The 25,864-nt window shown below is 70.4% G+C and carries 24 protein-coding genes and 1 pseudogene; 13 read left to right on the top strand and 12 right to left on the bottom strand.

The features are described 5' to 3' along the window. Positions 1-108: 108 nt before the first annotated feature. Positions 109-297 (bottom strand): hypothetical protein, encoded by a 189-nt coding sequence (locus FNV62_RS35445; RefSeq protein WP_097286380.1) that lies wholly within the window; start codon positions 295-297, stop codon positions 109-111. A 598-nt stretch (positions 298-895) separates the two neighbouring features. Here FNV62_RS35445 and FNV62_RS35440 point away from each other — a divergent pair. From FNV62_RS35440 to FNV62_RS35405, 8 genes are all read left to right on the top strand, one after another. Next, positions 896-4,654, top strand: a complete 3,759-nt coding sequence (locus FNV62_RS35440; protein ID WP_143603030.1) for a nitrate- and nitrite sensing domain-containing protein — start codon at positions 896-898, stop codon at positions 4,652-4,654. 9 nt (positions 4,655-4,663) lie between these two features. Next, positions 4,664-5,077 carry a roadblock/LC7 domain-containing protein gene (locus FNV62_RS35435; RefSeq protein ID WP_010984127.1) on the top strand — a complete coding sequence of 138 codons (414 nt, stop codon included), beginning with the start codon at positions 4,664-4,666 and terminating at the stop codon, positions 5,075-5,077. Positions 5,078-5,188: 111 nt separating this feature from the next. Then, a complete protein-coding gene (locus FNV62_RS35430) occupies positions 5,189-5,587 on the top strand; it encodes a DUF742 domain-containing protein (RefSeq protein ID WP_054235411.1) in 399 nt (132 codons plus the stop codon). Then, entirely contained in the window at positions 5,568-6,143 is a 576-nt protein-coding gene (locus FNV62_RS35425; RefSeq protein ID WP_054235412.1) for a GTP-binding protein, read from the top strand. Before FNV62_RS35430 ends, FNV62_RS35425 begins: the two co-directional genes overlap by 20 nt. 350 nt (positions 6,144-6,493) lie before the next feature. Then, positions 6,494-9,718, top strand: a complete 3,225-nt coding sequence (locus FNV62_RS35420; protein WP_179858289.1) for a nitrate- and nitrite sensing domain-containing protein — start codon at positions 6,494-6,496, stop codon at positions 9,716-9,718. 10 nt (positions 9,719-9,728) lie between these two features. Continuing rightward, a complete protein-coding gene (locus FNV62_RS35415; protein ID WP_054235443.1) occupies positions 9,729-10,142 on the top strand; it encodes a roadblock/LC7 domain-containing protein in 414 nt (137 codons plus the stop codon). A gap of 94 nt (positions 10,143-10,236) precedes the next feature. Further along, on the top strand, positions 10,237-10,827 hold the full coding sequence (locus FNV62_RS35410; protein ID WP_054235413.1) for a DUF742 domain-containing protein: 591 nt from the start codon (positions 10,237-10,239) through the stop codon (positions 10,825-10,827). Continuing rightward, complete coding sequence (locus FNV62_RS35405) at positions 10,808-11,389, top strand: GTP-binding protein (protein WP_026248371.1); 582 nt, start codon at positions 10,808-10,810, stop codon at positions 11,387-11,389. Before FNV62_RS35410 ends, FNV62_RS35405 begins: the two co-directional genes overlap by 20 nt. Positions 11,390-11,531: 142 nt before the next feature. On the opposite strand, the gene FNV62_RS35400 is transcribed toward FNV62_RS35405, so the two are convergent. Both FNV62_RS35400 and FNV62_RS35395 read right to left on the bottom strand, forming a co-directional pair. Beyond that, positions 11,532-11,726, bottom strand: coding sequence for an acyl-CoA carboxylase subunit epsilon (locus FNV62_RS35400; protein WP_054235414.1), 195 nt, complete (start codon positions 11,724-11,726; stop codon positions 11,532-11,534). 57 nt (positions 11,727-11,783) lie between these two features. After that, on the bottom strand, positions 11,784-13,373 hold the full coding sequence (locus FNV62_RS35395; RefSeq protein WP_060895513.1) for an acyl-CoA carboxylase subunit beta: 1,590 nt from the start codon (positions 13,371-13,373) through the stop codon (positions 11,784-11,786). A 495-nt stretch (positions 13,374-13,868) separates the two neighbouring features. Here FNV62_RS35395 and FNV62_RS35390 point away from each other — a divergent pair, with 495 nt between their 5' ends. Beyond that, complete coding sequence (locus FNV62_RS35390) at positions 13,869-14,480, top strand: YceI family protein (RefSeq protein ID WP_054235416.1); 612 nt, start codon at positions 13,869-13,871, stop codon at positions 14,478-14,480. A gap of 101 nt (positions 14,481-14,581) precedes the next feature. On the opposite strand, the gene FNV62_RS35385 is transcribed toward FNV62_RS35390, so the two are convergent. From FNV62_RS35385 to FNV62_RS35370, 4 genes are all read right to left on the bottom strand, one after another. Continuing rightward, on the bottom strand, positions 14,582-15,277 hold the full coding sequence (locus FNV62_RS35385; RefSeq protein ID WP_143603028.1) for a response regulator: 696 nt from the start codon (positions 15,275-15,277) through the stop codon (positions 14,582-14,584). After that, positions 15,274-16,665, bottom strand: coding sequence for a sensor histidine kinase (locus FNV62_RS35380; protein ID WP_143628235.1), 1,392 nt, complete (start codon positions 16,663-16,665; stop codon positions 15,274-15,276). Before FNV62_RS35380 ends, FNV62_RS35385 begins: the two co-directional genes overlap by 4 nt. 97 nt (positions 16,666-16,762) lie before the next feature. Next, a complete protein-coding gene (locus tag FNV62_RS35375) occupies positions 16,763-17,614 on the bottom strand; it encodes a hypothetical protein (protein ID WP_097286376.1) in 852 nt (283 codons plus the stop codon). Further along, on the bottom strand, positions 17,611-18,546 hold the full coding sequence (locus tag FNV62_RS35370; RefSeq protein WP_097286375.1) for an ABC transporter ATP-binding protein: 936 nt from the start codon (positions 18,544-18,546) through the stop codon (positions 17,611-17,613). The genes FNV62_RS35375 and FNV62_RS35370 overlap by 4 nt, the downstream gene beginning before the upstream one ends. Positions 18,547-18,760: 214 nt before the next feature. On the opposite strand from FNV62_RS35370, the gene FNV62_RS35365 reads away from it, so the two are divergent. Continuing rightward, the gene (locus FNV62_RS35365; protein WP_143628233.1) at positions 18,761-19,420 is read left to right on the top strand and encodes a class I SAM-dependent methyltransferase; all 660 of its coding nucleotides are present in this window, start codon (positions 18,761-18,763) and stop codon (positions 19,418-19,420) included. 49 nt (positions 19,421-19,469) lie between these two features. Here the strand turns inward: FNV62_RS35365 and FNV62_RS35360 are convergent, their stop codons facing one another. From FNV62_RS35360 to FNV62_RS35345, 4 genes are read right to left on the bottom strand one after another with little or no spacing between them, the layout of a single operon-like run. Further along, on the bottom strand, positions 19,470-19,832 hold the full coding sequence (locus tag FNV62_RS35360; RefSeq protein WP_097286373.1) for a DUF4180 domain-containing protein: 363 nt from the start codon (positions 19,830-19,832) through the stop codon (positions 19,470-19,472). Between the two features lie 50 nt (positions 19,833-19,882). Continuing rightward, on the bottom strand, positions 19,883-20,770 hold the full coding sequence (locus FNV62_RS35355; protein WP_225900478.1) for an ABC transporter permease: 888 nt from the start codon (positions 20,768-20,770) through the stop codon (positions 19,883-19,885). Then, a complete protein-coding gene (locus FNV62_RS35350; RefSeq protein ID WP_143628231.1) occupies positions 20,767-22,317 on the bottom strand; it encodes an ABC transporter permease subunit in 1,551 nt (516 codons plus the stop codon). The genes FNV62_RS35355 and FNV62_RS35350 overlap by 4 nt, the downstream gene beginning before the upstream one ends. Then, a complete protein-coding gene (locus FNV62_RS35345; RefSeq protein ID WP_097286371.1) occupies positions 22,314-23,258 on the bottom strand; it encodes an ABC transporter ATP-binding protein in 945 nt (314 codons plus the stop codon). Before FNV62_RS35345 ends, FNV62_RS35350 begins: the two co-directional genes overlap by 4 nt. A 158-nt stretch (positions 23,259-23,416) precedes the next feature. Between FNV62_RS35345 and FNV62_RS35340 the strand changes: the two genes are divergently transcribed. Continuing rightward, positions 23,417-24,607: a sensor histidine kinase gene (locus FNV62_RS35340; RefSeq protein WP_143628229.1), complete on the top strand. Its 1,191-nt coding sequence runs from the start codon at positions 23,417-23,419 to the stop codon at positions 24,605-24,607. Further along, positions 24,604-25,407 carry a response regulator gene (locus FNV62_RS35335; protein WP_143628227.1) on the top strand — a complete coding sequence of 268 codons (804 nt, stop codon included), beginning with the start codon at positions 24,604-24,606 and terminating at the stop codon, positions 25,405-25,407. The genes FNV62_RS35340 and FNV62_RS35335 overlap by 4 nt, the downstream gene beginning before the upstream one ends. On the opposite strand, the gene FNV62_RS35330 is transcribed toward FNV62_RS35335, so the two are convergent. Then, positions 25,408-25,548: a hypothetical protein gene (locus FNV62_RS35330; protein WP_164331394.1), complete on the bottom strand. Its 141-nt coding sequence runs from the start codon at positions 25,546-25,548 to the stop codon at positions 25,408-25,410. Between FNV62_RS35330 and FNV62_RS55980 the strand changes: the two are divergent. Then, positions 25,500-25,676: pseudogene (locus FNV62_RS55980) on the top strand (MarR family transcriptional regulator); the annotation flags it as partial. The gene FNV62_RS35330 and the pseudogene FNV62_RS55980 sit on opposite strands and share 49 nt — an antisense overlap. Positions 25,677-25,864: the final 188 nt, after the last annotated feature.

Below are 25,864 nucleotides of genomic sequence, written 5' to 3'. Positions count from 1 at the left end.
GTCGGCGATCGGCGCCTGGCGGCCCATCAGCCACCCGCGTCGCGCGACGCTCGGCCCTGCGCGGCGGCCGGCCCCGGCGCGGTGAGTCGGCGGCGGTCCGCGTGCGTACTACTCGGCGACGGCGGCCGCGACCGGGGCTTCCATGAGGATGGTGCGGCGGGGGTTGGCGGTCTGGGTGGGGAGGTCGACCGAGTGCTCCGGCTGCTCCGGCGTCTGCAGCGCGTCGGCGTCCTCGAGGTGCGCCAGCGTGGTGCGTCGCGGGTTGGCTATGTTGCGGAACATCATCGTCGTCTTCACTGTTGTCCTAGACCTCGTGGTGGTGGGCGCCGCGGGAGGTCAAGGACCGCCTGGTCGGCGCGGGTTGTCGGATTTGCCATCCATGTAAAGCGTCAGGCTAAACATGCAATTCCCGGTCGGAGCCGTGAAGACCTCATGATCGCCATGTGAGTTTGCTCACTTACTAGCAGGCAAACCGGTCAATTCAGGCCGCCAACTCACCTCGACGAAACGGACATTGCTCCACTGAACCCAACATTCCGCTCCTGATCATCGCGACTGGGACACCCCTCGCACGCCCATGGCTCGTAGGCATACGCCCCTTATGTACGAGATCACTTTCTACGTCTCGTAACGCATCCCTCACAAGGTGTCACGGTGGTCACAGCCTGGTACACGGGCCTTGTTGGAGATCCTGCACTGTGCTGGAATTCCACGGACCGCCGCGGGATCCAACCGGCGCACAGGGGGCGCGACTCAGCGCCGGGTGGCGGCGGGAAGGGGGAGCAGCGCCGGTCACTCACGACCACACCTGGGGGCGTATCTGCGCCCCTGAACGACGCCGACACCGTCCCGCCGTTTCCGCGGAGGGGCGCCTGGTCCAGAGGTTGCGACGCTAGTGCAGGGACGTTTCAAGAGGGATGGCAGCGCTTCGGCGGAGCCGGAGCCGCACGGCGGGACCGACCGCGGTTCCTCGCCCCAGCACGCCCAGAACCCGGGACAATCAGAACTCGGCGGCGGTGAGCGCTCCGCGCGCCCCGGCGCGACGGCTCCCGACCAACCACCCGCGAAGCCGAAGGGTCCCCCCGGCCCCGGCTCCCGAATAGCTCTGCGCAACTGGCGCATCTCCACGCGTCTGGTGTCGCTGCTCGCGCTCCCCGTGGTCGCCGCGACCACCCTGGGTGCCCTGCGCATCAACCAGTCGATGGACGACATCCAGCAGCTCGACAACATGAAGCTGCTGACCGACATGACCAAGCAGGCGACCGAGCTCGCCGCCGCCCTCCAGAAGGAGCGCGACCAGTCGGCCGGCCCGCTCGCGCACGGCGCGAAGCCCAACGACATCACGGTCAAGGGTGTCCGCGACGCGACGGACGTCGCCAAGCAGCAGTTCATCACGGGTACGCAGGAGATCGACACCGCCAGCGCGAACGGACAGCTCACCGGTGTCCGTGACAGCCTCGTGGCCATCGCCGGCGAGCTGAACAAGCTGAGCACCATCCGCAACGGCGCCTACAGCGACCCCAAGAACTCCTCGCAGACGGTCGACGGGTACCACCGCCTCATCACCCAGCTGATCAGCCTCTCCCAGGACATGGCCGAGGCGACCAGCAACCCGGAGATGATCTCGCGCACCCGCGCCCTGTCGGCCTTCTCCTCCGCCAAGGAGTACGCCTCCGTCCAGCGCGCCGTCATCGCCGCCGCGCTGCCCGCGGGCAACACGACCTTCGGCCAGCTCTCCGAGAACGACCGGCTGTACGCGAACTCCGCGCAGGACAGCGAGGCCTCCGAGCGCACCAGCTTCGCGAGCATCTACGGCTCCGGCGCGGAAGACCTCACCAAGCCGATCGACCAGGGCAACCCGACCATCCAGGCCGCCGACGCGTACTCCAACCGCGTACTCGGCTCGACGGGCGGTCTGAACACCCAGGACAAGCGCTCGTACAAGGACTGGGTCGACGACGACACGGCCAAGATCGAGCAGATGTCGAAGATCGAGCTGACGCTGCTCAACCAGATGGAGCAGAAGGCCCGTGAGCTGAAGAACGCCTCCCAGCAGGAAGCGATCATCTCCGGTGCGCTGATCCTGCTGGTCCTCGGCGTCTCGCTGGTCGGCGCCTTCGTCGTGGCCCGCTCCATGATCCGCTCGCTGCGCCGGCTCCAGGACACCGCGACCAAGGTCGCCCAGGACCGTCTGCCCGAGCTGGTCAAGCAGCTCTCCGAGTCCGACCCGCAGGACGTCGACACCTCCGTCGAGTCGGTCGGTGTGCACTCCCGGGACGAGATCGGCCAGGTGGCCGCGGCCTTCGACGACGTGCACCGCGAGGCCGTGCGACTGGCCGCCGAGCAGGCCCTCCTGCGAGGCAACGTCAACGCGATGTTCACCAACCTCTCGCGCCGCTCCCAGGGCCTCATCCAGCGTCAGCTCTCGCTCATCTCCGAGCTGGAGTCCCGCGAGGCCGACCCGGACCAGCTGTCCTCCCTCTTCAAGCTCGACCACCTCGCGACCCGCATGCGCCGTAACGGTGAGAACCTCCTCGTTCTCGCCGGTGAAGAGCCCGGCCGCCGCTGGACCCGCCCGGTCCCGCTGGTCGACGTGCTCCGCGCCGCCGCCTCCGAGGTGGAGCAGTACGAGCGCATCGAGCTGTCCTCGGTCCCGACGACGCAGGTCGCCGGCCGGGTCGTCAACGACCTCGTGCACCTGCTCGCCGAGCTCCTCGAGAACGCCACCTCGTTCTCCTCCCCGCAGACCAAGGTCAAGGTCACCGGTCACGCGCTGCCCGACGGCCGCGTACTGATCGAGATCCACGACACCGGTATCGGCCTCTCCCCCGAGGACCTGGCCGCGATCAACGAGCGGCTCGCCTCGCCGCCCACCGTGGACGTCTCCGTCTCCCGCCGCATGGGTCTGTTCGTGGTCGGTCGTCTGTCGCAGCGGCACGGCATCCGCATCCAGCTGCGTCCGTCCGACTCCGGTGGCACGACCGCGCTCGTCATGCTCCCCGTCGATGTCGCCCAGGGCGGCAAGAAGGCTCCGGGCAAGCCGGGTCCGGGTGGTTCCGGTGGTCCGGCCGCCGCACAGGCCTCGGCCGGTGTCGCGGCGGCCCGCCGCGGCGGCCAGGGCGGCGGTCCGTCCCTCGGGGCGGGTGCCCCCGCCGGTGGTGGCGGTCTGCTCGGTGCCCCGCCGCAGCGCGGACAGGTCGGCGCCGGTCAGGGTCAGCGGGCCGCGCTCCCCGGCAGCAACCAGGGCGGTCGCCCGGGTGGACCGCAGGGTCCCGGCAACCAGGGCCGGCCGGCCCCGGCCGGTGCGGGTGCCTTCGGTCAGGGCCCGCAGGGCCTGCAGGCCGCCGGAACCGGTGCCCCCCAGGGCTTCGGCGACGGACCCGCGACCCGCCAGGGCTTCGACTTCGGTGACAGCAGTGCCCCCGCGGCCACTCCTCCGCAGCAGCCCGCGGGCAACAAGGGCGGCGGCCGTCGCAGGCCGCAGCTGCCCGGACGCGGTGGTCCGCGCGCCGAGCTGCCCGGTGGCAGCCCGCAGCAGTCCCGGCCGAGCTGGAGCGACGACAACGCGCAGCCTCCGGTGCCGCGCGCGTCCCTCGACACCCCGCGTGGTCACGAGGAACCCGACTCCACTTCGCGCATGCCGCGGATCGACGACCGGCAGGACCCGGCCGCGACCTCGGAGATGCCGCGCATCGACGACCGCCAGGGTCCCGCAGCCACCGCGGGGTTCCCCCGTCCGGACTTCGACGCCCCACGCCCCGGCATGAACACGCCGCAGAACAACGGACAGAACAACGGTCAGTTCGTCCGCCCCGACGTGTACGGCTCCTCGGGCACGGCTCCGGCCGCCCCGAACCCGTCCGCCACGGGCCAGTTCGCCACCCCGGGCTACGGCGCCTCCCAGGGCCCCTCGTCCACGGGCCAGTTCGCGACGCCCGGCTACGGCGCCTCCCAGGACCCGTCGTCCACCGGCCAGTTCGCCCAGCCGGGTTACGGCAACGGCCAGGACCCCTCGTCCACCGGCCAGTTCGCGACGCCCGGCTACGGCAACCGCCAGGACCCCTCGTCCACCGGCCAGTTCGAGCGCCCGGCGCCCCCGCAGCAGCGGCCCACGCGTCCGCAGGAGCCCGAGGCGCTGCCGCCGGCGACGGGGCCCGGTGACGGACGTACGCCGCTGTACGACACGCTGGAGACCAACTGGTTCCACGGTCAGGCGAACGGCTCCCAGAACGGCTCCCCCAACGGAGCTCACAACGGCGCCCAGAACAACGGCGTCCACACCAACGGCTCGCAGCCCTCGCAGCAGCCGCCCCAGACCCCCACAGCACCACCGCAACGGCCGGCCGCCGCACCGGCCTCCGCCAACTGGCGCACCTCGCCGAACGACGACCTCGTCCGGCAGGCAGAACGCGTCCGTCAACCGTCGGCGGGCGGGGTCACCACCTCAGGCCTGCCGCGCCGCGTCCCGCGAGCCAACCTCGTCGCGGGCACGGCACAGCAGCAACAGCACCAAACTGGTCCGCAGGTCTCCCGTGCGCCTGATGACGTACGCGGCCGGCTGACCAATCTCCGTAGGGGCATTCAGCAGGGTCGACAGGCCGGTACCGGCCAGACCGGCAGCTTCCCCAGCCCCACTCACCAGCAGGAGCGTTAGTTGAGCCCGATGAGCCAGGCGGCACAGAACCTGAACTGGTTGATCACCAACTTTGTGGACAACACCCCCGGGGTGTCCCACACCGTCGTCGTGTCCGCCGACGGGCTCCTTCTGGCCATGTCCGAAGGATTCCCACGCGACCGCGCCGACCAGCTTGCGGCCGTCGCCTCCGGCCTGACCTCGTTGACCGCCGGGGCTTCCCGGATCTTCGAGGGCGGCACGGTGGCCCAGACGGTCGTCGAAATGGAGCGCGGCTTCCTCTTCCTCATGTCCGTCTCGGACGGCTCGTCCCTGGCGGTCCTCTCCCACCCGGAGTGCGACATCGGCCTTGTCGGCTACGAGATGGCGCTGCTCGTCGATCGGGCGGGTGCCGTACTCACGCCGGACCTGCGCGCTGAACTCCAGGGAAGTCTGCTCCACTAAAGGGCCCTGGTTCTAGAGACTGCACGAAATCACCGTCCGGCCGCCACAATCCCCCCACCGGCCCCAACAGACGGCACGAATGACCGACTTGCTGTCCCGCCCGGAGGATTCATGACCCCGCCCACCGCCTCTCATGATCCGTACGCACAGCCGTACGGGGACGAGGGCGACCAGCCGCTGGTACGTCCGTACGCGATGACCGGCGGCCGGACCCGGCCGCGGTACCAACTCGCCATCGAGGCGCTGATCAGCACTACGGCCGACCCCGCGCAGTTGATGGGGCTGCTCCCCGAGCACCAGCGGATCTGCCACCTTTGCCGTGAGGTCAAGTCGGTGGCCGAGGTGTCGGCCCTCCTGTCCATGCCGCTCGGCGTGGCCAGGATCCTCGTCGCGGACCTCGCGGAGGCCGGACTCGTCGCCATTCACCAGCCTGGCGGCGATGAGAACAACGGCGGCGCGCCGGACGTGACTTTGCTCGAAAGGGTGCTCAGTGGACTTCGCAAGCTCTGACGGAGGTCGGACGACCACCTCCGCGAAGATCGTGGTGGCGGGCGGCTTCGGCGTGGGCAAGACCACGTTCGTCGGCGCCGTCTCGGAGATCAACCCGCTGCGCACCGAGGCCGTCATGACGTCCGCGTCCGCCGGCATCGACGACCTCACGCACACCGGAGACAAGACGACGACCACCGTCGCCATGGACTTCGGCCGCATCACCCTGGACCAGGACCTGATCCTGTACCTCTTCGGTACGCCGGGTCAGGACCGCTTCTGGTTCATGTGGGACGACCTGGTCCGCGGCGCCATCGGTGCCGTCGTCCTGGTCGACACCCGCCGTCTCGCCGACTGCTTCCCCGCGGTCGACTACTTCGAGAACAGCGGCCTGCCGTTCGTCATCGCCCTCAACGGCTTCGACGGACATCAGCCGTACAACCCCGAAGAGGTGCGCGAGGCGCTCCAGATCGGACCGGACGCCCCGATCATCACGACGGACGCCCGGCACCGTGCGGATGCGAAGAGCGCGCTCATCACGCTCGTCGAGCACGCGCTCATGGCACGTCTGCGGTAGCACTCAAGTCGACAGCTTCATAAGACAGTTGTCGTAGGGACATTGGAGCCGGCTGTGTCGTTTGACACGGTCGGCCACAGTGTTCATAACGTTTCGACATGGAATTCGGTGGACACCGACACGCATCGCGGTCACTCGGTGTCGCTGCGCTCACAAAAGCCCCGTCTTTTGACGGGGCTCGCTCTTTATGACCGTTTTATCTAGGGGATACGTCACCCGGAACCAGCGGTTCCGAGTGTTTGGAAGGGCGCTGCCTGACGTGCTGGAATGCGCTGAACTGCCCAGTAGTCAAGGGCGCTGGAGACACCGCGGCACAACGTAGGTGCCGACGCCGAGAGGTTGTTGGTCGAGTGAGGCGAAGCAAGAACGGTCCCGAGCCGTCGGCACGGGGCAACTTCACCCCGCCGCCGCGCGGCGCGGCGCCCGCACAGGTGCCCGTCCCGGAGCCCACGCCGGCGCCCCCGCCGAGCGGCGGTCGTCTGTCCCCCCGTAACTGGCGTGTGCCCACCAGGCTGAACGCGATCCTGCTCATACCTGTGATCGTCGGCCTCATCATGGGCGGCTTCCAGGTGAAGAACTCGATCGACACCTGGCAGGAGGCCCGCGACGCCGAGAAGGTCGCCAAGATCGTGGCGGCCTCCAGCAACTACGCGGAGGCGCTGCTCAACGAGCGTGACGTGTCCGCCGAGCCGCTGCTCAAGGGCGACCGGAACAACGCCACGGTCAAGCAGGTCCGCGCGACCACCGACCAGATGGCCGACGCCTTCCACAAGGAAGTCGTCGGCATGCCGGCCAAGCAGGGTCTTGAGCGCCGGCTGAGCCTGGTGGTGAAGGCGGAGCCCCAGCTGGACCAGATCCGCAAGGCCGCCTTCACCAAGTCCATGGACCCGGTGAAGACCGAAGAGGGCTACGTCACCGTCGAGCACCTGCTGATGGAGTTCTCGAACGAGCTCGGCCTCGGCACGGGCAACATCACGAGCTACGGCCGTTCGGTGTACGCCATCGCGCTCGCCAAGGGCGCCGAGTCGCTGCAGCGCTCGATCGGCACCCACCTCCTGGTCAAGCCCAGCACCAACACGAAGAACCACGCCCTGCAGGTCACCTCCTTCACCTCGTACGCGTACCTGGAGAACATCGCTCTTCAGGAGTACGTCTCCGGTGGTACCGAGGCGGACGCCGCCCGGCTCACCACGGTGATGGAGCAGAAGACCGCCGAGGGCAAGAGCCAGCTGGCCGCGGCCAAGAGCAAGACCGAGGCCGCGGGCGGGACCTTCGTGGCGCCGCCCGACATGAATGGGATGATCCAGGCCATCGCCAGCGGCGCCACGCCCACCCAGCTCGCCGCCCAGGGCATCACTCCCGAGACGTGGATGGCCGCCGCCACCCTCAAGTTCCAGGGCTACAGCCAGGTCGAGAAGGAACTCATCGACCGGGCCGTCAACGACGCCGGAAGCATCGCCTCCGACGCCCAGCGCAAGGCCTACATCAACGGCGCCATCGTCGTGATCGCCCTGCTCGCCGCCTTCATCCTGGCCGGGCTCATGGCCCGCCAGATGAGCCGCGCGATGCGCCAGCTGCGCAACGCGGCCTTCAGTGTCGCCGAGCAGCGTCTGCCGATGCTGGTCGACCAGCTCTCGCGCACCGACCCGGGCCGCGTCGACACCCGTGTCACGCCCATCCCGATCACCACCACGGACGAGATCGGCGAAGTCGCCCGCGCCTTCGACCAGGTCCACCGCGAGGCCGTCCGGCTCGCCGCCGAGCAGGCCCTCCTGCGAGGCAACATCAACGCGATCTTCACCAACCTGTCGCGCCGCAACCAGTCCCTGATCGAGGGCCAGCTGACCCTGATCACCGACCTGGAGAACAACGAGGCCGACCCGGACCAGCTGGAGAACCTCTTCCGTCTGGACCACCTCGCGACCCGTATGCGCCGCAACGGCGAGAACCTCCTCGTCCTCGCCGGTGAGGAGCCGGGCCGCCGCTGGGACCAGCCGGTGCCCCTCGTGGACGTCCTGCGCGCCGCCTCCTCCGAGGTGGAGCAGTACGAGCGCATCGAGCTCTCCGGTGTCCCGGAGGCCGAGATCCACGGCCGCGCCGTGACCGACCTCGTGCACCTGCTCGCCGAGCTCCTGGAGAACGCCACCACGTTCTCCTCCCCGCAGACCAAGGTCCGCGTCACCGCGACCCGGCTGCCCGACGGCCGCATCATGGTCGAGATCCACGACAAGGGCATCGGCCTCACCGCCGAGGACTTCGCGGACATCAACCACAAGCTGGCCAACCCGCCGACCGTGGACGCCGCGATCTCGCAGCGCATGGGCCTGTTCGTGGTCGGCCGGCTGTCCGACCGGCACGGCATCCGCGTCCAGCTGCGCCCCTCCGGCGAGCAGGCCGGTACGACCTCGCTCGTCATGCTCCCCGACGCGATCACCCACGGTGGTGGCGGCGGCGAACAGCAGCTCCAGCGCGACGAGTTCACCGTCTCGCAGATCATCCCGGAGCCGCAGAGCTTCCAGCCGGAGCAGGCCTTCCAGTCCCAGGCCCAGCCGATGCGCACCGCCGCCGAACTCGGATTCGACGACAGCCGCTACACGGAGGTCCCCGACGACATCCGGGAGCTGGACCCCGTCGGGCGCTCGCTGATGCGTGAGGAGCGCCGTGCGGCCCTGGAAGCCCAGGCACAGGGCCAGCCGGAGGCCATCGAGCCGCCGAGGTACCAGGAGGACTTCGAGGCCCCCCAGCCCGCGTACGACGACGCTCAGGCCTCCTACGGCAACGGGCAGCCCGGGTACGACAACGGCCAGGGTGCCTTCGAGGAGCAGCAGGCCTCGTACGACCAGCAGACGGCGTACGAGGAGCCACGGCAGGGGACGTACGACGAGACGTACTTCCCGTCGAACGGCGGCTACCCGGAACCCGCGTATGCGGAGCCGGCCCAGGAGGAGCACACGGGAGCCCGGAGTTCCGCTTCGGACACGTTCCCGACCTTCGACGAGCCGTCCTACCAGGACGACTGGCCGCAGCAGGACTCGTACCGGAACGGCTACCCGTCCGAGTACGCTCCCGAAGCGGAATCTTCGCAGGCCGCTGACGTGGGTGAGCAGGACCGCGTAGGCTTCAGCCGTCCGGGACCGACCTCCTCCGCCCCCCATGCGCTGACCGACGCAGGGCTGCCGCGCCGCGGATCCACCGCGAGCGGCACCAACGGCCAGCGGCCCGTGGACCATGGCACCCAGGGGGTTCAGGCACCGCCCGCGGCCACCGCGAGCAACGGCGACGGCGACTGGCGTACGTCCAACGACAACCGCTGGCAGCGCGCCGAGCAGCTCAAGAAGCCCAAGGCGGGCGGGGTCACCTCGTCCGGTCTCCCCCGGCGGGTGCCCAAGGCCAATCTGGTCGAGGGAACCGCGGAAACGACCCCACAGGGCGGCCCCCAGGTCTCCCGCGCTCCCGAGGACATCCGGGGCAGGCTGAGCAACCTGCGCCGCGGCGTCCAGCAGGGACGCAATGCAGGTAGTGACACGAACGGCCAGGGCTTCGGTCCTGACAGCACCTACAACCAGGAGCGTTAGTGTGAGCCCGATGAGCCAGGCGGCGCAGAACCTCAACTGGTTGATCACCAACTTCGTGGACAACACCCCCGGGGTGTCCCACACGGTGGTGGTCTCCGCCGACGGACTCCTTCTGGCGATGTCCGAAGGCTTTCCCCGTGACCGCGCCGACCAGCTCGCGGCCGTCGCGTCCGGGCTGACCTCGTTGACCGCGGGCGCGTCCCGCATCTTCGAAGGCGGCGGCGTGAACCAGACAGTTGTGGAGATGGAGCGAGGATTCCTCTTCCTCATGTCCATTTCTGATGGTTCCTCGCTCGCGGTCCTTGCACATCCCGAAGCGGACATCGGTCTCATCGGGTACGAGATGGCCCTTCTGGTGGACCGTGCCGGTACGGTTCTGACCCCGGATCTTCGAGCGGAGCTCCAAGGGAGCCTTCTCAACTAACAGACAGACCGTGCGTTTTGGCGTCCCGGGGCCGTAAGGTTTCGGGACGCGGTCCCACAGTGATGGGTGCCCGGCACAGTCGGAGGAGGAGAAAGTGGCAACACCCCCAGGCGGTTCGTCTTCGGGCAACTGGTCGTACGGCCCCGGCCAGGGGCAGGGCCAGGGTGACGGTTCACAGAACCCGAACCGATACAACTTCCCCTCCGCGCCAAGCCACCGACGCCAGCAGCCGTACGCACCGCAGGGCCCCGGCCCCTCGCCGTACGACCAGCCGCCGGCGCCGCGCATTCAGCCGGTGCAGCCTCAGCGACGCACCCCCGAGGCGGCGCCCGCGGGATCGTCGAACAACCCTCTGGTGCGCCCGTACGCGATGACGGGCGGCCGCACCAGGCCCCGCTACCAGCTCGCCATCGAGGCGCTGGTGCACACCACCGCACAACCGCACCAGATGCAGGGCCAGTTGCCCGAACATCAGCGGATCTGCAACCTCTGCCGGGAGATCAAGTCGGTGGCCGAAATCTCGGCGCTGCTGACGATCCCTCTCGGTGTGGCCAGGATTCTCGTCGCCGACTTGGCGGAGGCGGGCCTGGTCGCCATCCATCAGCCCGGCGGCGACGAGAACGCCGGCGGCCAGCCAGACGTGACTTTGCTCGAAAGGGTGCTCAGTGGACTTCGCAAGCTCTAGCGGAGGGCCTTCCCGCTCCACCACGTCCGCGAAGATCGTGGTGGCGGGCGGCTTCGGCGTGGGCAAGACCACGTTCGTCGGGGCCGTCTCGGAGATCAACCCGCTGCGTACCGAGGCCGTCATGACGTCCGCGTCCGCGGGCATCGACGACCTCACGCACACCGGAGACAAGACGACGACCACCGTCGCCATGGACTTCGGCCGCATCACCCTGGACCAGGACCTGATCCTGTACCTGTTCGGCACCCCCGGTCAGGACCGCTTCTGGTTCATGTGGGACGACCTGGTCCGCGGCGCCATCGGCGCGATCGTCCTGGTCGACACCCGCCGTCTCGCCGACTGCTTCCCCGCGGTCGACTACTTCGAGAACAGCGGCCTGCCGTTCGTCATCGCCCTCAACGGCTTCGACGGCAACCAGCCCTACAACCCGGACGAGGTCCGTGAGGCGCTCCAGATCGGCCCCGACACGCCGATCATCACGACGGACGCCCGGCACCGCGCGGATGCGAAGTCGGCGTTGATCACGCTGGTCGAGCACGCGCTCATGGCACGTCTGCGGTAGCGCCTCCGCGCGGCGAAGCAAGAGAAGGGGCGCCCTCTCCACCGAGTGGAGAGGGCGCCCCTTCTCTTGCTCTGGGACAAAGACAAAGGGAAGGGCCCGCTCCTCACAGAGCGGGCCCTTCCCTTTGCTGAGGCGCCGGAGGCTAGCCGTGCCAGCTGTGCGGGGCGCGGAAGCCGGGCTCGCGCTCCAGGCGGCGCCAGCCGGCCTTCGCGCGGCCACGGTGGGTCGGAGTGGTGTCCGGCTGGGCTGCGGCGCGGGCCAGGAGGACGGCCGTGATGGCGGCGACTTCCTCGGGCTCGGCGTGGCCCTTCTCGACGCGGATGTCAGGGGTGTCCATAGGTGTCAGTCTCCGTGAGAGAGGTTTCCGCGGCGGTACCGCGGAGGATCCGCAGGGTTACTGCGGGGGGTTGCCGTGCTTGCGGGAAGGCAGGTCCGCGTGCTTGGACTGCAGCATGGCCAGGGAGCGGATGAGCACCTCGCGGGTCTCCGCCGGGTCGATGACGTCGTCGACCAGGCCCCGCTCGGCCGCGTAGTAGGGGTGCATGAGTTCGGCCTTGTACTCCTTGACCATGCGTACGCGCATGGCCTCGGGGTCGGCGGCCTCGGCGATCTGCCGGCGGAAGATGACGTTGGCCGCACCTTCCGCACCCATCACGGCGATCTCGTTGGTGGGCCAGGCGTAGGTGAGGTCGGCCCCGATGGACTGGCTGTCCATGACGATGTAGGCACCTCCGTACGCCTTGCGCAGGATGAGCGAGATCCGCGGCACGGTCGCGTTGCAGTACGCGTACAGCAGCTTGGCGCCGTGCCGGATGATCCCGCCGTGCTCCTGGTCAACCCCGGGCAGGAATCCGGGAACGTCCAGGAGGGTGACGATCGGAATATTAAAAGCGTCACACATCTGGACAAAGCGCGCAGCTTTTTCGGAGGCCTCGATGTCCAGCACGCCCGCGAGGGACTGCGGCTGGTTGGCGACGATGCCCACCACCTGGCCGTCCAGACGGGCCAGCGCGCAGATGATGTTGCGGGCCCAGCGCTCGTGGACCTCCAGGTAGTCGCCGTCGTCGACGAGTTCCTCGATGACCTTCGTCATGTCGTACGGCCGGTTGCCGTCCGCCGGGACCAGGTCCAGGAGGACGTCCGAGCGGCGGTCCGCGGGGTCCTGCGAGGTCGCGTGCGGCGGGTTCTCGCGGTTGTTCTGCGGAAGCATCGACAGGAGGTAGCGCACCTCCGCGATGCAGGTCTCCTCGTCGTCGTAGGCGAAGTGACAGACACCGGAGGTCTCCGCGTGGACGTCGGCGCCGCCGAGCCCGTTCTGGGTGATCTCCTCGCCGGTGACCGCCTTGACGACGTCGGGGCCGGTGATGAACATCTGCGAGGTCTCGCGGACCATGAACACGAAGTCCGTCAGGGCGGGCGAGTACGCCGCACCGCCCGCGCACGGGCCGAGCATCACGCTGATCTGCGGGATGACGCCGGACGCCTTCGTGTTGCGCTGGAAGATGCCGCCGTAGCCGGCGAGCGCGCTCACGCCCTCCTGGATGCGGGCGCCCGCGCCGTCGTTGAGGGAGACCAGCGGCGCGCCGGCCGCGATGGCCATGTCCATGATCTTGTGGATCTTCGTGGCGTGGGCCTCGCCCAGCGCGCCGCCGAAGATACGGAAGTCGTGCGCGTAGACGAAGACCGTACGGCCCTCCACCGTGCCCCAGCCGGTGACGACACCGTCGGTGTACGGCTTCCTGGCCTCCAGGCCGAACCCGGTCGCCCGGTGCCGGCGCAGCTGCTCGACCTCCTGGAAGGACCCGGGGTCGAGAAGCAGCTCGATGCGCTCCCGGGCGGTCAGCTTGCCCTTGGCGTGCTGCGCCTCGGTCGCCTTCTCGCTGGGTCCTCGCAGCGCCGCCGCACGAATCGCGTGCAGTTCGGCCACGCGCCCGCGTGCGTCCGTGGGTTCGCCTGAGGGTGCGGCCTCATCCAAAACGGTCATGTAGCGACCATACGAAGTCGAACAAGAAAACCGGGCCGTCGACTCCGTACAGTCTCCGGCCCGTTTTCCTGGTACCCCTGAACAGAACCGAGACGGCATGCAGGCGATCTGACTGCTCAGAGGGCATCTGGCTTGTAGAGGTCACACAAAGCCGCGGGCTGAGAGCCCGCTCACATTCGTGAGGGGCCCATGCCATCCCTAGAGTGACACGGAGCCTTGGACGAGACCCGTTCGGCGTACACCGCGCCGTCGGCCCGACCCCCGTCCAGGTGTAGCGAGGATACGCAGACCGCCGCGGGAAAGCGGAGAGTGACCGCCGGGAAGCGGGTCGACGAAGCGCGACGTAACGTCGTAAACACATGGCGGATGATGTTGAAACTTGAACGGAATAGGTCTACTGTCTCCCTTGTTGGCCTCGTTGAATCTTCAACAAACTCTCTGCCGCGGTTTTCGGCTTCCCGACGAATCCGCGACCCGTCCCCCTAGGAGCACGTCATGGGCATCTTCGGCCGCAAGACCACCGACACCCCCGCCGCGACCACGGCCCCCGCCGCTGTGAGCCCCGAACTCGCCGCGCTCACCGGCGAATACACGATCGACCCGTCCCACTCGGAGATCGGCTTCGTCGCCCGTCACGCCATGGTGACGAACGTCAAGGGCTACTTCAAGGACTTCGACGGCACCCTGCACCTGGACGGCACCGACCCGTCCAAGTCCACCGCCACGATCGACGTGAAGATGGAAAGCATCGAGACGGGCTCCGCGGACCGTGACGGCCACCTGAAGAGCTCCGACTTCTTCAAGATCGACGAGTTCCCGACGATGACCTTCCGCTCCACCAAGGCGGAGGCCCTCGGCGGCGACGACTACCGGATCACCGGCGACCTGTCGATCCTCGGCGTCACCAAGCCGCTCTCCATCGACCTGGAGTTCAACGGCTCCGCGAAGGACCCCTTCGGCAACGAGCGCGTCGGCTTCGAGGGCAAGGCGGAGATCCTGCGCTCCGAGTGGGGCCTCACCTGGAACGCGGCCCTGGAGACCGGTGGCGTCCTCGTCTCCGACAAGATCAAGCTGACCTTCGACATCTCGGCGATCAAGAACGCCTGAGCCCTCGACTCACGCCGGTGCCCTGAGCGCGCCCGCCCTCTGACTCCCCCAGCGGGAGGGCGGGCGCTCGGCATGCCCGGGTACGCCGCCCCGCCGCCTGGCTAGTCGGGTGGGTTCGGGTGGGCGAGGCCGAGGTCGTAGGCGAGGATGACCGCCTGGACGCGGTCGCGGGCTCCCACCTTCGCCAGGACCCGGCCGACATGGGTCTTCACGGTGGATTCCGCGACGACCAGACGCTCGGCGATCTCGCTGTTGCTCCAGCCCTGGCCCATGGCGACGAAGATCTCGTACTCCCGTTCGGTGAGAGCGCGCACCCGGGGGTCGTCCGCCGTCCTTGGGCCCGACGCGCCCGGTCGCCCGGGCGCGTCCCGGGGTAGGTGCTTGGCGTAGGCGTCGAGGAGGCGGCGGGTCAGTGCGGGGGCGATCACCGCGTCGCCCGCCGCGACCGCGCGGATGCCGGCCAGCAGCTCCTCGGGGTGGGCGTCCTTGAGGAGGAATCCGCTGGCTCCCGCGCGCAGCGCCGCGTGGGCGTATTCGTCCAGGTCGAACGTGGTCAGGATGAGGACGCGGGAGCGGTCACCGGAGGCGACCACGCGACGGGTGGCCTCGATGCCGTCCATGCCGGGCATCCGTACGTCCATGAGGATCACGTCCGGGCGCAGTTCGGCGGCCCTGCGCACGGCGTCGGCGCCGTGGGCGGCCTCGCCGACGACCTCGGTGTCGGGGGTGCTCTCCAGGAGCATCCGGAAGCCGAGGCGTTGCAGTGGCTGGTCGTCCACGATGAGCACGGTGGTCACACCGCACCGCCTGTGGCGGCCGGCGGGGTGACGTCGGTCTCGGCCGGGGTCTCGGCCGGGCTCTCGGCCAAGGTCTCGGCCAGGGGGGTGAGGTCGAGGGTGGCCCGCACCGTCCATCCCCCGCCGGGGGCGGGCCCAGCGGTGACGGTCCCGTTGTACAGGGCTGCGCGTTCTCTCATGCCGGCGAGTCCGTGTCCTTCCTCCTGGGACGGCCCGGGAGGGACGGTACCGCCGTCCCGGCCGGTGTCGTGGACGTCGATGTGCAGCCGCGTGTCCTTGACGCCGACCGCGAGCTCGACGCGGGTGTCGTGGCCCGCGTGCTTGAGGGCGTTGGTGAGTGCTTCCTGCACTATGCGGTACACCGTCAGCTGGACCCCGCGGTCCAGGGTGTCCAGCTCGCCGCCCGTGCGGTAGACGACCTGGGGACCGGCGGCGCGGATCCGGGCACACAGGGCGTCGATGTCCGCGATGCCCGGCTGGGGGCTGAGCCGGGGCGCGGCGGGGGTCTGGCTCTGCTCGCGCAGCACGCCGAGCATGCGGCGCAGTTCGCCCAGCGCCTGACGCCCGGTGTCACCGATGAGCAGCAGGGCCTGCTTGCCGCGTTCCGGTGCGATGTCGGTCGCGTACGCGCCACCGTCGGCGAGCGTGATGATGACGGAGAGGTTGTGGCCGACGATGTCGTGCATCTCGCGGGCCACCCGGGTGCGTTCGGCGGCGGCGGCGAGCTTGCTGCGCTGGTCGCGTTCGATCTCCAGGCGGGTCGCGCGGTCGCGCAGGACGGCGAGCTGGGCGCGCCGGATCCGTACGGCCAGACCGAGCGCGACCGCCGCGGTGATCGTGCTGAACAGGAAGAACAGCGCGTCCAGGACGGACACCGCGGACGGCAGCCGCAGGGCGACCAGGCCGAGGGCGGCCGCGGTGACCGCGCAGGCCACCGGCAGCCGCCGGAGCTGTCCGTGCAGCACCAGGCTGTAGAGGGCGATCAGCAGGGCGACATCCGCGCGCAGCCAGACTCCCAGCGCCACCTGGAGGAAGAGCACCGCGGCGATCACGGCGAAGGCGAGTGACGGCCTTCGCCGCCGCCACAGCAGCGGCAGGACCAGTCCGGCCTGCAGGGCGACGGTCACCGGCCAGGGCAGGTGGGTGACCTGGGTGTCGAAGGCGCGTCGTCGGCCGTCGTCGTCGTGCACCAGGTCCGGCACGCAGAACATCAGCGCCACGACCACGATCACGCCCGTGTCCAGGACCCACGGATGCTTCCGGTCGCCCTGCTTGAGCCGTCGGCCGAGCCGGGACAGCCCACGGGCCAGGGGGTGGTTCCACGGGAGCTCCGCCTCCGCGAAGGGCAGGTCGGAGGGTGCCCCGGGGTGGGTGTCGTCGATGCTCATGGGGGTCACTCGTCCGCGTTCATGGGTGTCACCTGTCCATTGTGTGTCCGGCCGCCTCCCCGTCCGCATGTCTCTCCGGGTGCTTCTCCATCAGGCGTCAGGCGTCGGTACGCAGGAGGCGGTAGGCGGCGCCCGCCAGGGCCAGCACGGTCCAGCCGAGGAAGACCAGGAGCCCGGCCGTGGGCGCGAGGGTCGTCGAGTCGTGGGTGAGCGCGAACATCGACTGACCCGCGTTGCTGGGCAGGTACGGGCTGATGTTGTCCTGCCACGAGGTGGGCAGCAGCGAGATCAGGCCGGGGACCAGCATCAGCGAGGCGACCAGGACCGATATGCCGCCGGCGACCGAGCGCAGCAGGGCGCCCAGGGCGGTGCCGATCACGCCCACCAGGCCGAGGTAGAGGCCCGCGCCCAGCAGGCTGCGCACGACACCGGAGTGGGAGATCGTGAGGGCGGCCGGGGTGCCGGAGACGATCCCGCTGGTGATCATGAACGCGATGAAGACGCCGATGGTGGAGACGACCAGGGCGACCAGGCCGAACACCACCGACTTGGACCACAGCACCGGCAGGCGGCGCGGGACGGCGGCCAGCGTGGAGCGGATCATGCCGGTGGAGTACTCGCCGGCGGTGACCAGCACGCCCAGGACACCGAGCGCCAGCTGGGCGAAGTTCGTGCCGAACACGGAGAGGCTGAGCGCGGTGGCCGTGGCGTCGTCCGGGCGCAGCCGCTCACCGGAGTTGATCTGGGACTTGTAGTGCGCGGCGGCGATCACGCCGAAGGCGACCAGGAAGAGCAGGCCCAGGCCGAGGGTGATCCAGGTGGAGCGCAGGGACCACAGCTTGGCCCACTCCGCGCGCAGCACGCGCCGGCCGGTGACCTTGTACTCGGGACGTGCGGTCCGCGCCGGTGCGGGCGCGGAACTGTCGGTGACGGTGATGGTGGTGCTCATGCCGCCCTCCCAGGGGCCTCGACGGTGGCGCTGGCGTGGTACTCGACGGCGTCCCGGGTCAGGTCCATGAAGGCCTGTTCCAGCGAGACGGTCCGGGAGCTGAGCTCGAACAGGGCGATGCCGTGCTCGGCGGCCTTGAGACCGATGGCCCGCGCGGACAGGCCCGTCACGTGCAGTTCCTCGGAGCCGACCTCGCCGGTGATCTCGACGCCGGGGCCGGCCAGCACCTCGCGCAGGCGGGCCGACTGGTCGGAGGCCACGGTCACGGTGTCGCCGCCGGCCCGCTGGACCAGCTCCTGCACGGTGGTGTCGGCGAGCAGGCGCCCGCGGCCGACGACGATCAGGTGGTCGGCGACCAGCGCCATCTCGCTCATCAGGTGCGAGGAGACGAAGACCGTACGGCCGTCCGCCGCGAGTCCGGTCAGCAGGTTGCGGATCCACAGCACGCCCTCGGGGTCCAGTCCGTTGACCGGCTCGTCGAGCATGATGGTGGCCGGGTCGCCGAGGAGCGCCGCGGCGATACCCAGCCGCTGGCCCATGCCGAGGGAGAAGGCGCCCGCGCGCTTCTTGGCCACGGACTGCAGACCGGTCAGCTCGATGACCTCCTCCACCCGGCGGCGCGGAATGCCGTGGGTGTAGGCCTGCGCCATCAGGTGGTCGAACGCGGAGCGGCCGGGGTGGATCGACTTGGCCTCCAGCAGCGCGCCGACCTCCTGGAGCGGCGCGGTGTGCTCGGCGTAGTGCTTGCCGTTGACCGTCACGCTGCCGCCGGACGGCGCGTCCAGCCCGACGATCATGCGCATGGTGGTGGACTTGCCCGCGCCGTTCGGGCCCAGGAAGCCGGTGACCGTGCCGGGCCTGACGACGAAGTCGAGCCGGTCGACCGCCGTCTTCTCCCCGTACCGCTTCGTCAGCTGATGTGCCTCGATCATCGTTCTTCCTTCACGCTCGGGGGGTCTGACCCCGCCAGACTGCTCACCCGCCACGCTAGGGGCCCGCGGACCGGGATCCGTGGTACCCGGGAGCTCAATGAGGTGCGGCCCGTAGTACCGAGGTACCACGGGGCCGTGCCTGGGGGATGACGTCACCTCCCGCATACGCCCTGGTGGTTACGGAGGTCATGGGCCCTCCCCTACAGTCGCCCGCGTGACTGATCTCGCCTACCTCGCCGCCGTTCGGGAGTCGTACGACAGGGTCGCCGCCGACTACGCCGAACAGGTCAAGACACCGGCGCAGCTGGATCCGCTGTCGCGCGCGATGCTCGTCGCGTTCGCCGAGATGGTGCGGACGGCCGACGTCGGCGCACTCGCGGACCTGGGATGCGGGCCCGGCCTGGTGACGGCTCATCTCGCCGACCTGGGGGTGTCCGCCTTCGGCATCGACCTCTCCCCCGCGATGGTCGAGCTGGCCCGTCGGGCCCACCCGGGTCTGCGTTTCACCGTCGGGTCGATGACCGAGCTTCCCGTCGAGGACGACGAGCTCGGCGGCATCCTCGCCTACTACTCCGTCCACCACACGCCACCGGAGTCGTTGCCCGTCGTGTTCGCCGAGTTCCGTCGCACGCTCGCGCCCGGCGGCCGTCTGATGATCGCCGGTTATGTGGGAGCCGGAGAACGTCTGCGTCCGACGCAGGCGTACGGCGGCCATCCGGTGTCCTACGAGTCCTACTTGTTGCCGCCGGACCGGGTTGCCGAGCTGTTGGAGCAGGCGGGGCTCGTCGTCACCGCGCGGCTGGTGCAGGAGCCCGACGGGGGAGCCAAGAGGACGGTCGCCACGTTCCTCGCCCGAAAGCCGCAACGGTCATGAGCTCGGATGCCGACAACACTCCGGCGCCACAGACCCAGCGCTTCAGCCGCTAGCCCTTCAGGCGTTCCCGCAGTTCCTCGACATCGGTGAGGAACCAGGTCTGCCGCCCCCGGTTGCACTCACGGACGAAGTCCCGCAGCGCCGAACTGGCCTCCGTGTGACGGGAGATGTCGCCGAGGACGACGAGTGCCATCCGGTAGTTGGCGAACTTCTGGACGATGCCACCGGCCACGCGGGTACGCAGCTGAAAGAACGTCTCGTCGAACCGCTCGGCGGGAATGACCACGCACTGGGCACCCTGGTAGGAGGCGTTGCCGATGAGATCCAGGACGTCGCCCTCGCCTTCGATGACCTCGCCGTCGGCGGCACACATCATCACGGGCACGTCATGGATCGTCTGCAGGGTGCTCATGAGGACCGAGGCTAGGCGTGAAGGCGCTGTGTGGGCCAGGGATTTCTCGGCTACGCGTCCCGGCGTGTGAATATCGCGCCGCCCACCAGCAGCACCCCCAGCGCGTATGCCGCCAGCACCCCCAGCCCCGGCCAGGGGCCGATCGGCAGACGGGCGAGGTCCTTCGTCGCGCGGATGGCGAGGCCCGCCGGTATGGGCGCCCAGCGTTCGAGGCGGTCCTTCCAGGTGGGTGAGCCCAGGAGGTCCGACATGAGCGGGACCACGTAGAGGACTCCCAGGCCCGTGGTGATCACGGCCGCGCTGTCGCGGAGCAGAGCCGCCAGCCCCAGGCCCAGGAGGGCTATGAGGATCAGGCAGAGGGTGGAACCGAGGGCGGCGCGGAGGGTGGGGGTGTCGGTGAGGGAGAGGAGGGGATAGCCCGCCTCGGGGGTGAAGCCGTTGCCCGGGAGGATCCAGCGGGCCGTGGCGAGGGAGGCGAGGATCGCCGTGCCGGCCGCGATGCCCGTCGCCGCGGCCAGCACCGCCGCCTTCGACGCCAGGACCGTCGCCCGGCGCGGGATAGCCGTCAGCGTCGTCCGCACGGTGCCCGTGCCGTACTCCGCCCCCATCGACAGGGCGCCCAGGACGAGGACGGTCGCCTGGCCGAGCCACACACCCGTCAGGGCGAGCTTCACCGTGTCCTCGTGGCAGGCCGCGGCGCTCGCGCACTCCCGGGTGCTGACCGAGGACACCGCGGCCGTGCCCACCGCGAAGGTCAGGGCCACCGTCGCGGCCAGCAGCAGCCAACTACTGGGCAGCGTGCGGAGTTTGGTCCACTCGGCGTGGAGTGCGCGAAGTGCGGGCCGTGTGCGGAGGACGGGGTGGGGTGCGGGGCGGGGTGCGGGGCGGGGTGCGCGCCCCGCGGGGTGGGCGCGGAGTGCCGGCCTCGAGCGCCTCATACGTCCCTCCTGCGCAAGCGCCAGGCCGCGAGGGCGAGCGCCACGGCCACGTACGCACACAGCACGGCGAAGCCGTTCCACGGGGCCATGGGGTAACAGCCGCTCTCCGGGAGGCAGTTGTGCGGCACCTGGGGGTAGTACGTTCTGCCCTGCTGGACCGCGAAGGCCGCCGCCGGGGTCGCGCGCAGCAGCCAGTGCGCGACCGGGAGCGGGAGGGCGAAGGCGAGGATCTGCGGCAGGATCACGAGGACCACGACGGCCGTGATCGCGCCCGCGCTGTTGCGGAGTATCGCTCCCAGGGCGAGGGCGAGGACCGCCACCAGCGACAGCAGCGCCGCGCTGCCCACCACCGCGCGCAGGGCGGGTGAGTCGAGGAGTGACAGGTCGGGGTAGGCGGGTGGTGCGAAGCCGTGGGAACGCATCGTGCTGTGGGCCAGGACGAAGGCGATCGCCGTGGCCGGAAGGCTGATGGCAAAGGTGACGCCCCCGATCACCAGGGCCTTCGCGGTGAGGACCCGCACGCGGCGCGGGGTCGCCGTGAACGTCGTACGGATCATGCCGCGCTTGTACTCGGTCGTGATGAACAGGGCCCCCAGGGCGACCATGAAGAGGACGGCCACGAAGACGCCCTGGAAGCTCATCTGGACGATGTCGCTGCCGGTCTCGTCGGGGGCGATGTCTCCCTGGCCGGTGAGGGTGTAGACACCGGACGCGGAGACGGTGGTGGTGCCCGGCTCGGCGCGGGCGGGGCCGGATTGCGGGGTGTCCGGGGCGTTCGGATCGGGGGCGCCCACGTCCGTGCTCGTCCAGGCCCCCGAGCCGGTCGCGGTGGCTCCGCTCAGGGCCAGGTGGTCGAAGGTCGCCCGGGCGGTCGCGCCGCCGGCCGTCTCCGACGTGCCGCCGAACGAGCGGCGCAGGTTGCTGTGCAGCGGTGAGGCGACGAACAGGCCCGCCTGTGCCGTGTTCGGCAGCTCCGGCAGGGTGACCGAGCCGACCTTCGTCCAGTGTGCGCCGTCGGAGGACTCGTATCCGGTCAGGCGGGTGCCCGAGCGGGTCATGCGCAGCCAGTGCGGGGCCGTGCCGGAGGCGGCGCTGCCCGCCTTGTCGTGCGTGAAGTTCCACTGGAGACGGACGCCGTGGTCGGGGGTGAGCATCAGGGCCGCGTACGGGCTGCCGGCCTTCGTGCTCGCCTTGACCAGCAGGCCGGCCTTCGCCCACGGCTCCGGGTCCCGGCCGCCGCCGCCCTTCAGGTCGGACACGCGGACCGTCACGGCGCCATCCGCCGGGAGGGACCGGTGGACGTAGTGGAAGCTGTCGTTGACGCGGGTGCCGTCGGGCCCGACGGTGACCGGGTGCTCGTTGGAATCGTCGACGGAGCCGCTCGCGGCGAGCTGGGAGATGGCGACCGTGACCGCCGCCGCCACGACGAGCGCCAGCACCCACACGCGCACCGTCCAGAACTTGCTCCATTCCGCGCGCAACAGGCGCCCGAATCCCTCACGGGCGGGCTTGAGCGGGGAACGGTAGGGAGTGAAGGTCGAGGTCATCGGGTCACCTCGCCGTCCGTCAGGTCCGGAGTCGACGTGAACTCCGCCGCGTCCCTGGTGAGCTCCATGTACGCCTCCTCCAGCGACGCCCGGTGCGCGCCGACCTCGGCGAAGGGGACGCCGGCCGCGGCGAGCAGCGCCACGATCCGCTCCGCGGGCAGACCGGTGACCGTGAGGGTGTCGGCGCCGGTGACCGCGACCGTGCCGCCCTCCCGGGTGAGCAGCTCCATCGCCTCCGTGCGGGCGCCCGTGCGCAGGGCCACGCGGTCGCCGGACGCGGCGGCCAGCAGGGTGGCGACGGAGGTGTCCGCGATGAGGCGGCCGCGGCCGACGACCAGCAGGTGGTGAGCGGTGTCCTCCAGCTCGCTCATGAGGTGGCTGGAGACCAGGACGGCGCGGCCCTCCCCGGCCAGCCGGCGCAGCAGGCCGCGGATCCACTGGATGCCCTCGGGGTCAAGGCCGTTGACCGGTTCGTCGAGCAGGAGCACCGGAGGGTCTCCGAGCAACGCGGCCGCTATGCCCAGCCGTTGGCGCATACCCAGTGAGTAGCCGCCCGCGCGGCGGCGGGCGGCCTGGTCCATGCCCACCTGTTCGAGCACCTCGTCGACCCGGCGCAGGGACAGCCCGTGCGAGTGCGCCAGCCAGCGCAGATGGTCGCGTCCGCGCCGACTGGGGTGCAGGGCGGCCGCGTCGAGGAGCGCACCGACCTCCAACAGCGGTGAGCGCAGGGCGTGGTAGGGACGGCCGCCGATGAGCGCGCGCCCCTCGTCGGGAGTGTCCAGGCCGAGCACGGCCCGCATGGTGGTGGACTTGCCCGCCCCGTTCGGACCCACGAAACCGGTCACCTGTCCCGGCCGGACGGTGAAGGTGAGTCCGTCGACCGCGACGGTCCGCCCGAACCGCTTGCGCAGGTCCTGGACTTCGATCGTTGCATCGCTCATGCCAGCGAGATTAGGGACGGGCGGGCCCCGACGTCGTCCCGCCACGGAGCCGTCTTCGACGCCCCTGTCACGAGGGACGGATCGTCGGCCGGGTCCCCCATGTGAGGGAGAAACCCCAGGGTGACGCGCCGCGGCTCGTCCGACGGCACAATGGCGGCATGGGCGAGGACACGGCGCGACGCGGCGAAGGAATCGCGGGGGTGCGGAAGTTGCTGCGGCACTTCCCGGCCTCCGTGACCTACCCGGTTGCCCTCGCGTTCCTCGCCTGCGCCGAGGTCCTGATCCGACTCGGGGGCCCGCACGAGAACCTGTCGCTCGCCCTGCTGCTCGGGGTCTGCACCACCCTTCCGCTCACCTTCGTGCTCGGCGCCGACCGGGCCCTGCCGGCGCGGGCCGGGGCCGCCGTGGCCGTGACCTCGGCGGGCGTGCTGGCGCTGGCGCCGTTCCGCACCCTCACGCTGGCGGGGGTGGCGGCCCAGCTGGCCTCGGTGTACTGGCTGGGACGGGCGGGGGCGCCCCGGCTCAGCGGAATACTCGTCGTGCCGTATGTCGTGCTGGCTCTCGTCAGTCAGGACGACCTCACCACCCGGGTGATGGCCGTGCTGGTGGCCACGCTCGCCTCGGCGGCGGCCGCGACGGGCATCACGCACCACGTCCGCAGCGCCGCGCTGGCCCACAGCGCGACGGAGCGGGCCTTCGCGGACACGCTCCTCGCCCACGCCGCACGGGGTGAACGGGCGCGCATCGCGAGGGAGTTGCACGACGTGGTCGCGCACCACATCTCGATGATCGCCGTGCAGGCCGAGACGGCCCGGCTGACCACAGCAGGGCTCCCGGCCGACGGCGCCACCCGACTGCTCGCCATCGGGGACACCGCGCGGACCGCGCTGACGGAGATGCGGCGCCTGCTGGGGGTGCTGCGGGAGGACGCCGACACAGCGGTCAACCGGCGTCCGCAGCCGGGGCTGCGCCAGCTCCTGGAGCTCGTCGACGAGTCCCGGGACGCCTCCGGCTCCCGTACGCGGCTGATCGTCAGCGGGCCGGTCGCCCCGCTCGACCCGGGCATCGAGGTCACCGCGTACCGGATCGTGCAGGAGGCCCTCACCAACGCCCGCCGGCATGCTCCGGGTGCCGCCGTCGACGTCGAACTTCGTTACGCGGAGGACGACTTGGCGATCCGTGTGCGTGACAACGGGCCGGGGCCCGCGTCCCCCACCGCCGGGCACGGCCTGCTCGGCATGCGCGAGCGGGCCGCCACGGTCGGCGGTACCCTGCGCACCGGTCCGGCGCATGGCGGAGGCTTCCTGGTCGAGGCGTGGCTGCCGGTGCGGGCGGAGGCTCTCGTATGACGACCGCCGTAGAGGCCTCGGAAGCCGAAGGGCGGGTCCCGGCCGTGCGGATCGTGGTGGCCGACGACCACGAGGTGGTGCGCGCCGGTTACGCCGGACTTCTCGCCACCCAGGCGGACTTCACCGTCGTCGGCACGGCGCGCGACGGCGCCGAGGCGGTGCGGGTCTGCCGGGAGCGGCGTCCCGACGTGGTCCTCATGGACGTACGGATGCCGGTCATGGACGGGATCCAGGCCACCGCCGAGCTGATGGGTCCGGAGGCCGGGGACGCGCCACGTGTACTTATCCTCACCACCTTCGATCTGGACGAGCATGTGTATGACGCGCTCGCGGCCGGGGCGAGCGGGTTCCTGCTGAAGGACGTGACGGCGGAGCGGCTGTTCGAGGCGGTACGGGTCGTGGCCGCCGGGGAGGCGCTGCTCGCGCCCGTCATCACCCGGCGGCTGATCGCCGAGTTCGCCCGGCTCAAGCCCAGGGCGCCGACGGGGACGGCGCTCGGCGTGCTCACCCCGCGCGAGACGGAGGTGTTGCGGCTGCTGGCGGAAGGGCTGTCCAACCCGGAGATCGCCGCGCGGCTTCAGGTGGGCGAGGAGACGGTGAAGACGCATGTCAGCCGGGTGCTGTCCAAGCTGGGGCTGCGCGACCGTACGCAGGCGGTCGTGACGGCGTACGAGACGGGACTGGTCGTGCCGCGTGCGGCGGCTCCGGAGGTGTTCGGGCGGCAGGATCCGCGGGGGGAGGGCGAGCGCGGGATGAGACCGAGCGGGGAGGGACTGCGTGGACAGGGGGCGCGGGGTTAGTCAGGCGGGGCTGGGGACCGGTGTGCGGCGGCGTGGGATCGGCAGAACGCAACAGGCCGGCGCGACCGCCAGGACGAGGACGGCCGTGTGCAGTGCGGCGGCGTCCTCCGGCCAGGGGGCGAGGGAGTAGGAGAGCAGCACGGCCGTCGTGGTCAGCGGTCCGAATCAGCTGGGGGTGCTGGGGGCACTTGCGTCGGCACGGGGCGGCGACGCCCGGCGAGGTCGCGGCGGCCGAGCGGCAGCGGCCGCAGTCGTTGACCCGGGTCTTCGCCGAGCTGGAGTCGGACGGGCTGATCGCCCGGACGGCCGACGGCGCGGACCGGCGCCAGTCCGTGCTGACGTTCACCGCGGAAGGGCTGCGGGCGCTGGAGCGGGACCTGGCTGAGCACGATGCCTGGCCGGCGGCTGCGCTCGGCACCTTGAACGAGACCGGGCGTGAGGTGTTGCGACTGGCGGC

Source organism: Streptomyces sp. RLB3-17, from assembly GCF_007113425.2.
Taxonomy (GTDB): Bacteria; Actinomycetota; Actinomycetes; order Streptomycetales; family Streptomycetaceae; genus Streptomyces; species Streptomyces mirabilis_D.
The sequence above is the reverse complement of the archived record's forward strand: the minus strand, read 5'-3'. Positions and strand labels throughout refer to the sequence as shown.

Excerpts from the sequence above, each read along its gene's own strand:
- FNV62_RS35435 (WP_010984127.1), top strand. The coding sequence starts at position 4,664 with ATGAGCCAGGCGGCACAGAACCTGAACTGGTTGATCACCAACTTTGTG.
- FNV62_RS35430 (WP_054235411.1), top strand. The coding sequence starts at position 5,189 with ATGACCCCGCCCACCGCCTCTCATGATCCGTACGCACAGCCGTACGGG.
- FNV62_RS35415 (WP_054235443.1), top strand. The coding sequence starts at position 9,729 with ATGAGCCAGGCGGCGCAGAACCTCAACTGGTTGATCACCAACTTCGTG.
- FNV62_RS35400 (WP_054235414.1), bottom strand. The coding sequence starts at position 11,726 with ATGGACACCCCTGACATCCGCGTCGAGAAGGGCCACGCCGAGCCCGAG.
- FNV62_RS35395 (WP_060895513.1), bottom strand. The coding sequence starts at position 13,373 with ATGACCGTTTTGGATGAGGCCGCACCCTCAGGCGAACCCACGGACGCA.
- FNV62_RS35390 (WP_054235416.1), top strand. The coding sequence starts at position 13,869 with ATGGGCATCTTCGGCCGCAAGACCACCGACACCCCCGCCGCGACCACG.
- FNV62_RS35380 (WP_143628235.1), bottom strand. The coding sequence starts at position 16,665 with ATGAGCATCGACGACACCCACCCCGGGGCACCCTCCGACCTGCCCTTC.
- FNV62_RS35375 (WP_097286376.1), bottom strand. The coding sequence starts at position 17,614 with ATGAGCACCACCATCACCGTCACCGACAGTTCCGCGCCCGCACCGGCG.
- FNV62_RS35370 (WP_097286375.1), bottom strand. The coding sequence starts at position 18,546 with ATGATCGAGGCACATCAGCTGACGAAGCGGTACGGGGAGAAGACGGCG.
- FNV62_RS35360 (WP_097286373.1), bottom strand. The coding sequence starts at position 19,832 with ATGAGCACCCTGCAGACGATCCATGACGTGCCCGTGATGATGTGTGCC.
- FNV62_RS35355 (WP_225900478.1), bottom strand. The coding sequence starts at position 20,770 with ATGAGGCGCTCGAGGCCGGCACTCCGCGCCCACCCCGCGGGGCGCGCA.
- FNV62_RS35350 (WP_143628231.1), bottom strand. The coding sequence starts at position 22,317 with ATGACCTCGACCTTCACTCCCTACCGTTCCCCGCTCAAGCCCGCCCGT.
- FNV62_RS35345 (WP_097286371.1), bottom strand. The coding sequence starts at position 23,258 with ATGAGCGATGCAACGATCGAAGTCCAGGACCTGCGCAAGCGGTTCGGG.
- FNV62_RS35340 (WP_143628229.1), top strand. The coding sequence starts at position 23,417 with ATGGGCGAGGACACGGCGCGACGCGGCGAAGGAATCGCGGGGGTGCGG.
- FNV62_RS35335 (WP_143628227.1), top strand. The coding sequence starts at position 24,604 with ATGACGACCGCCGTAGAGGCCTCGGAAGCCGAAGGGCGGGTCCCGGCC.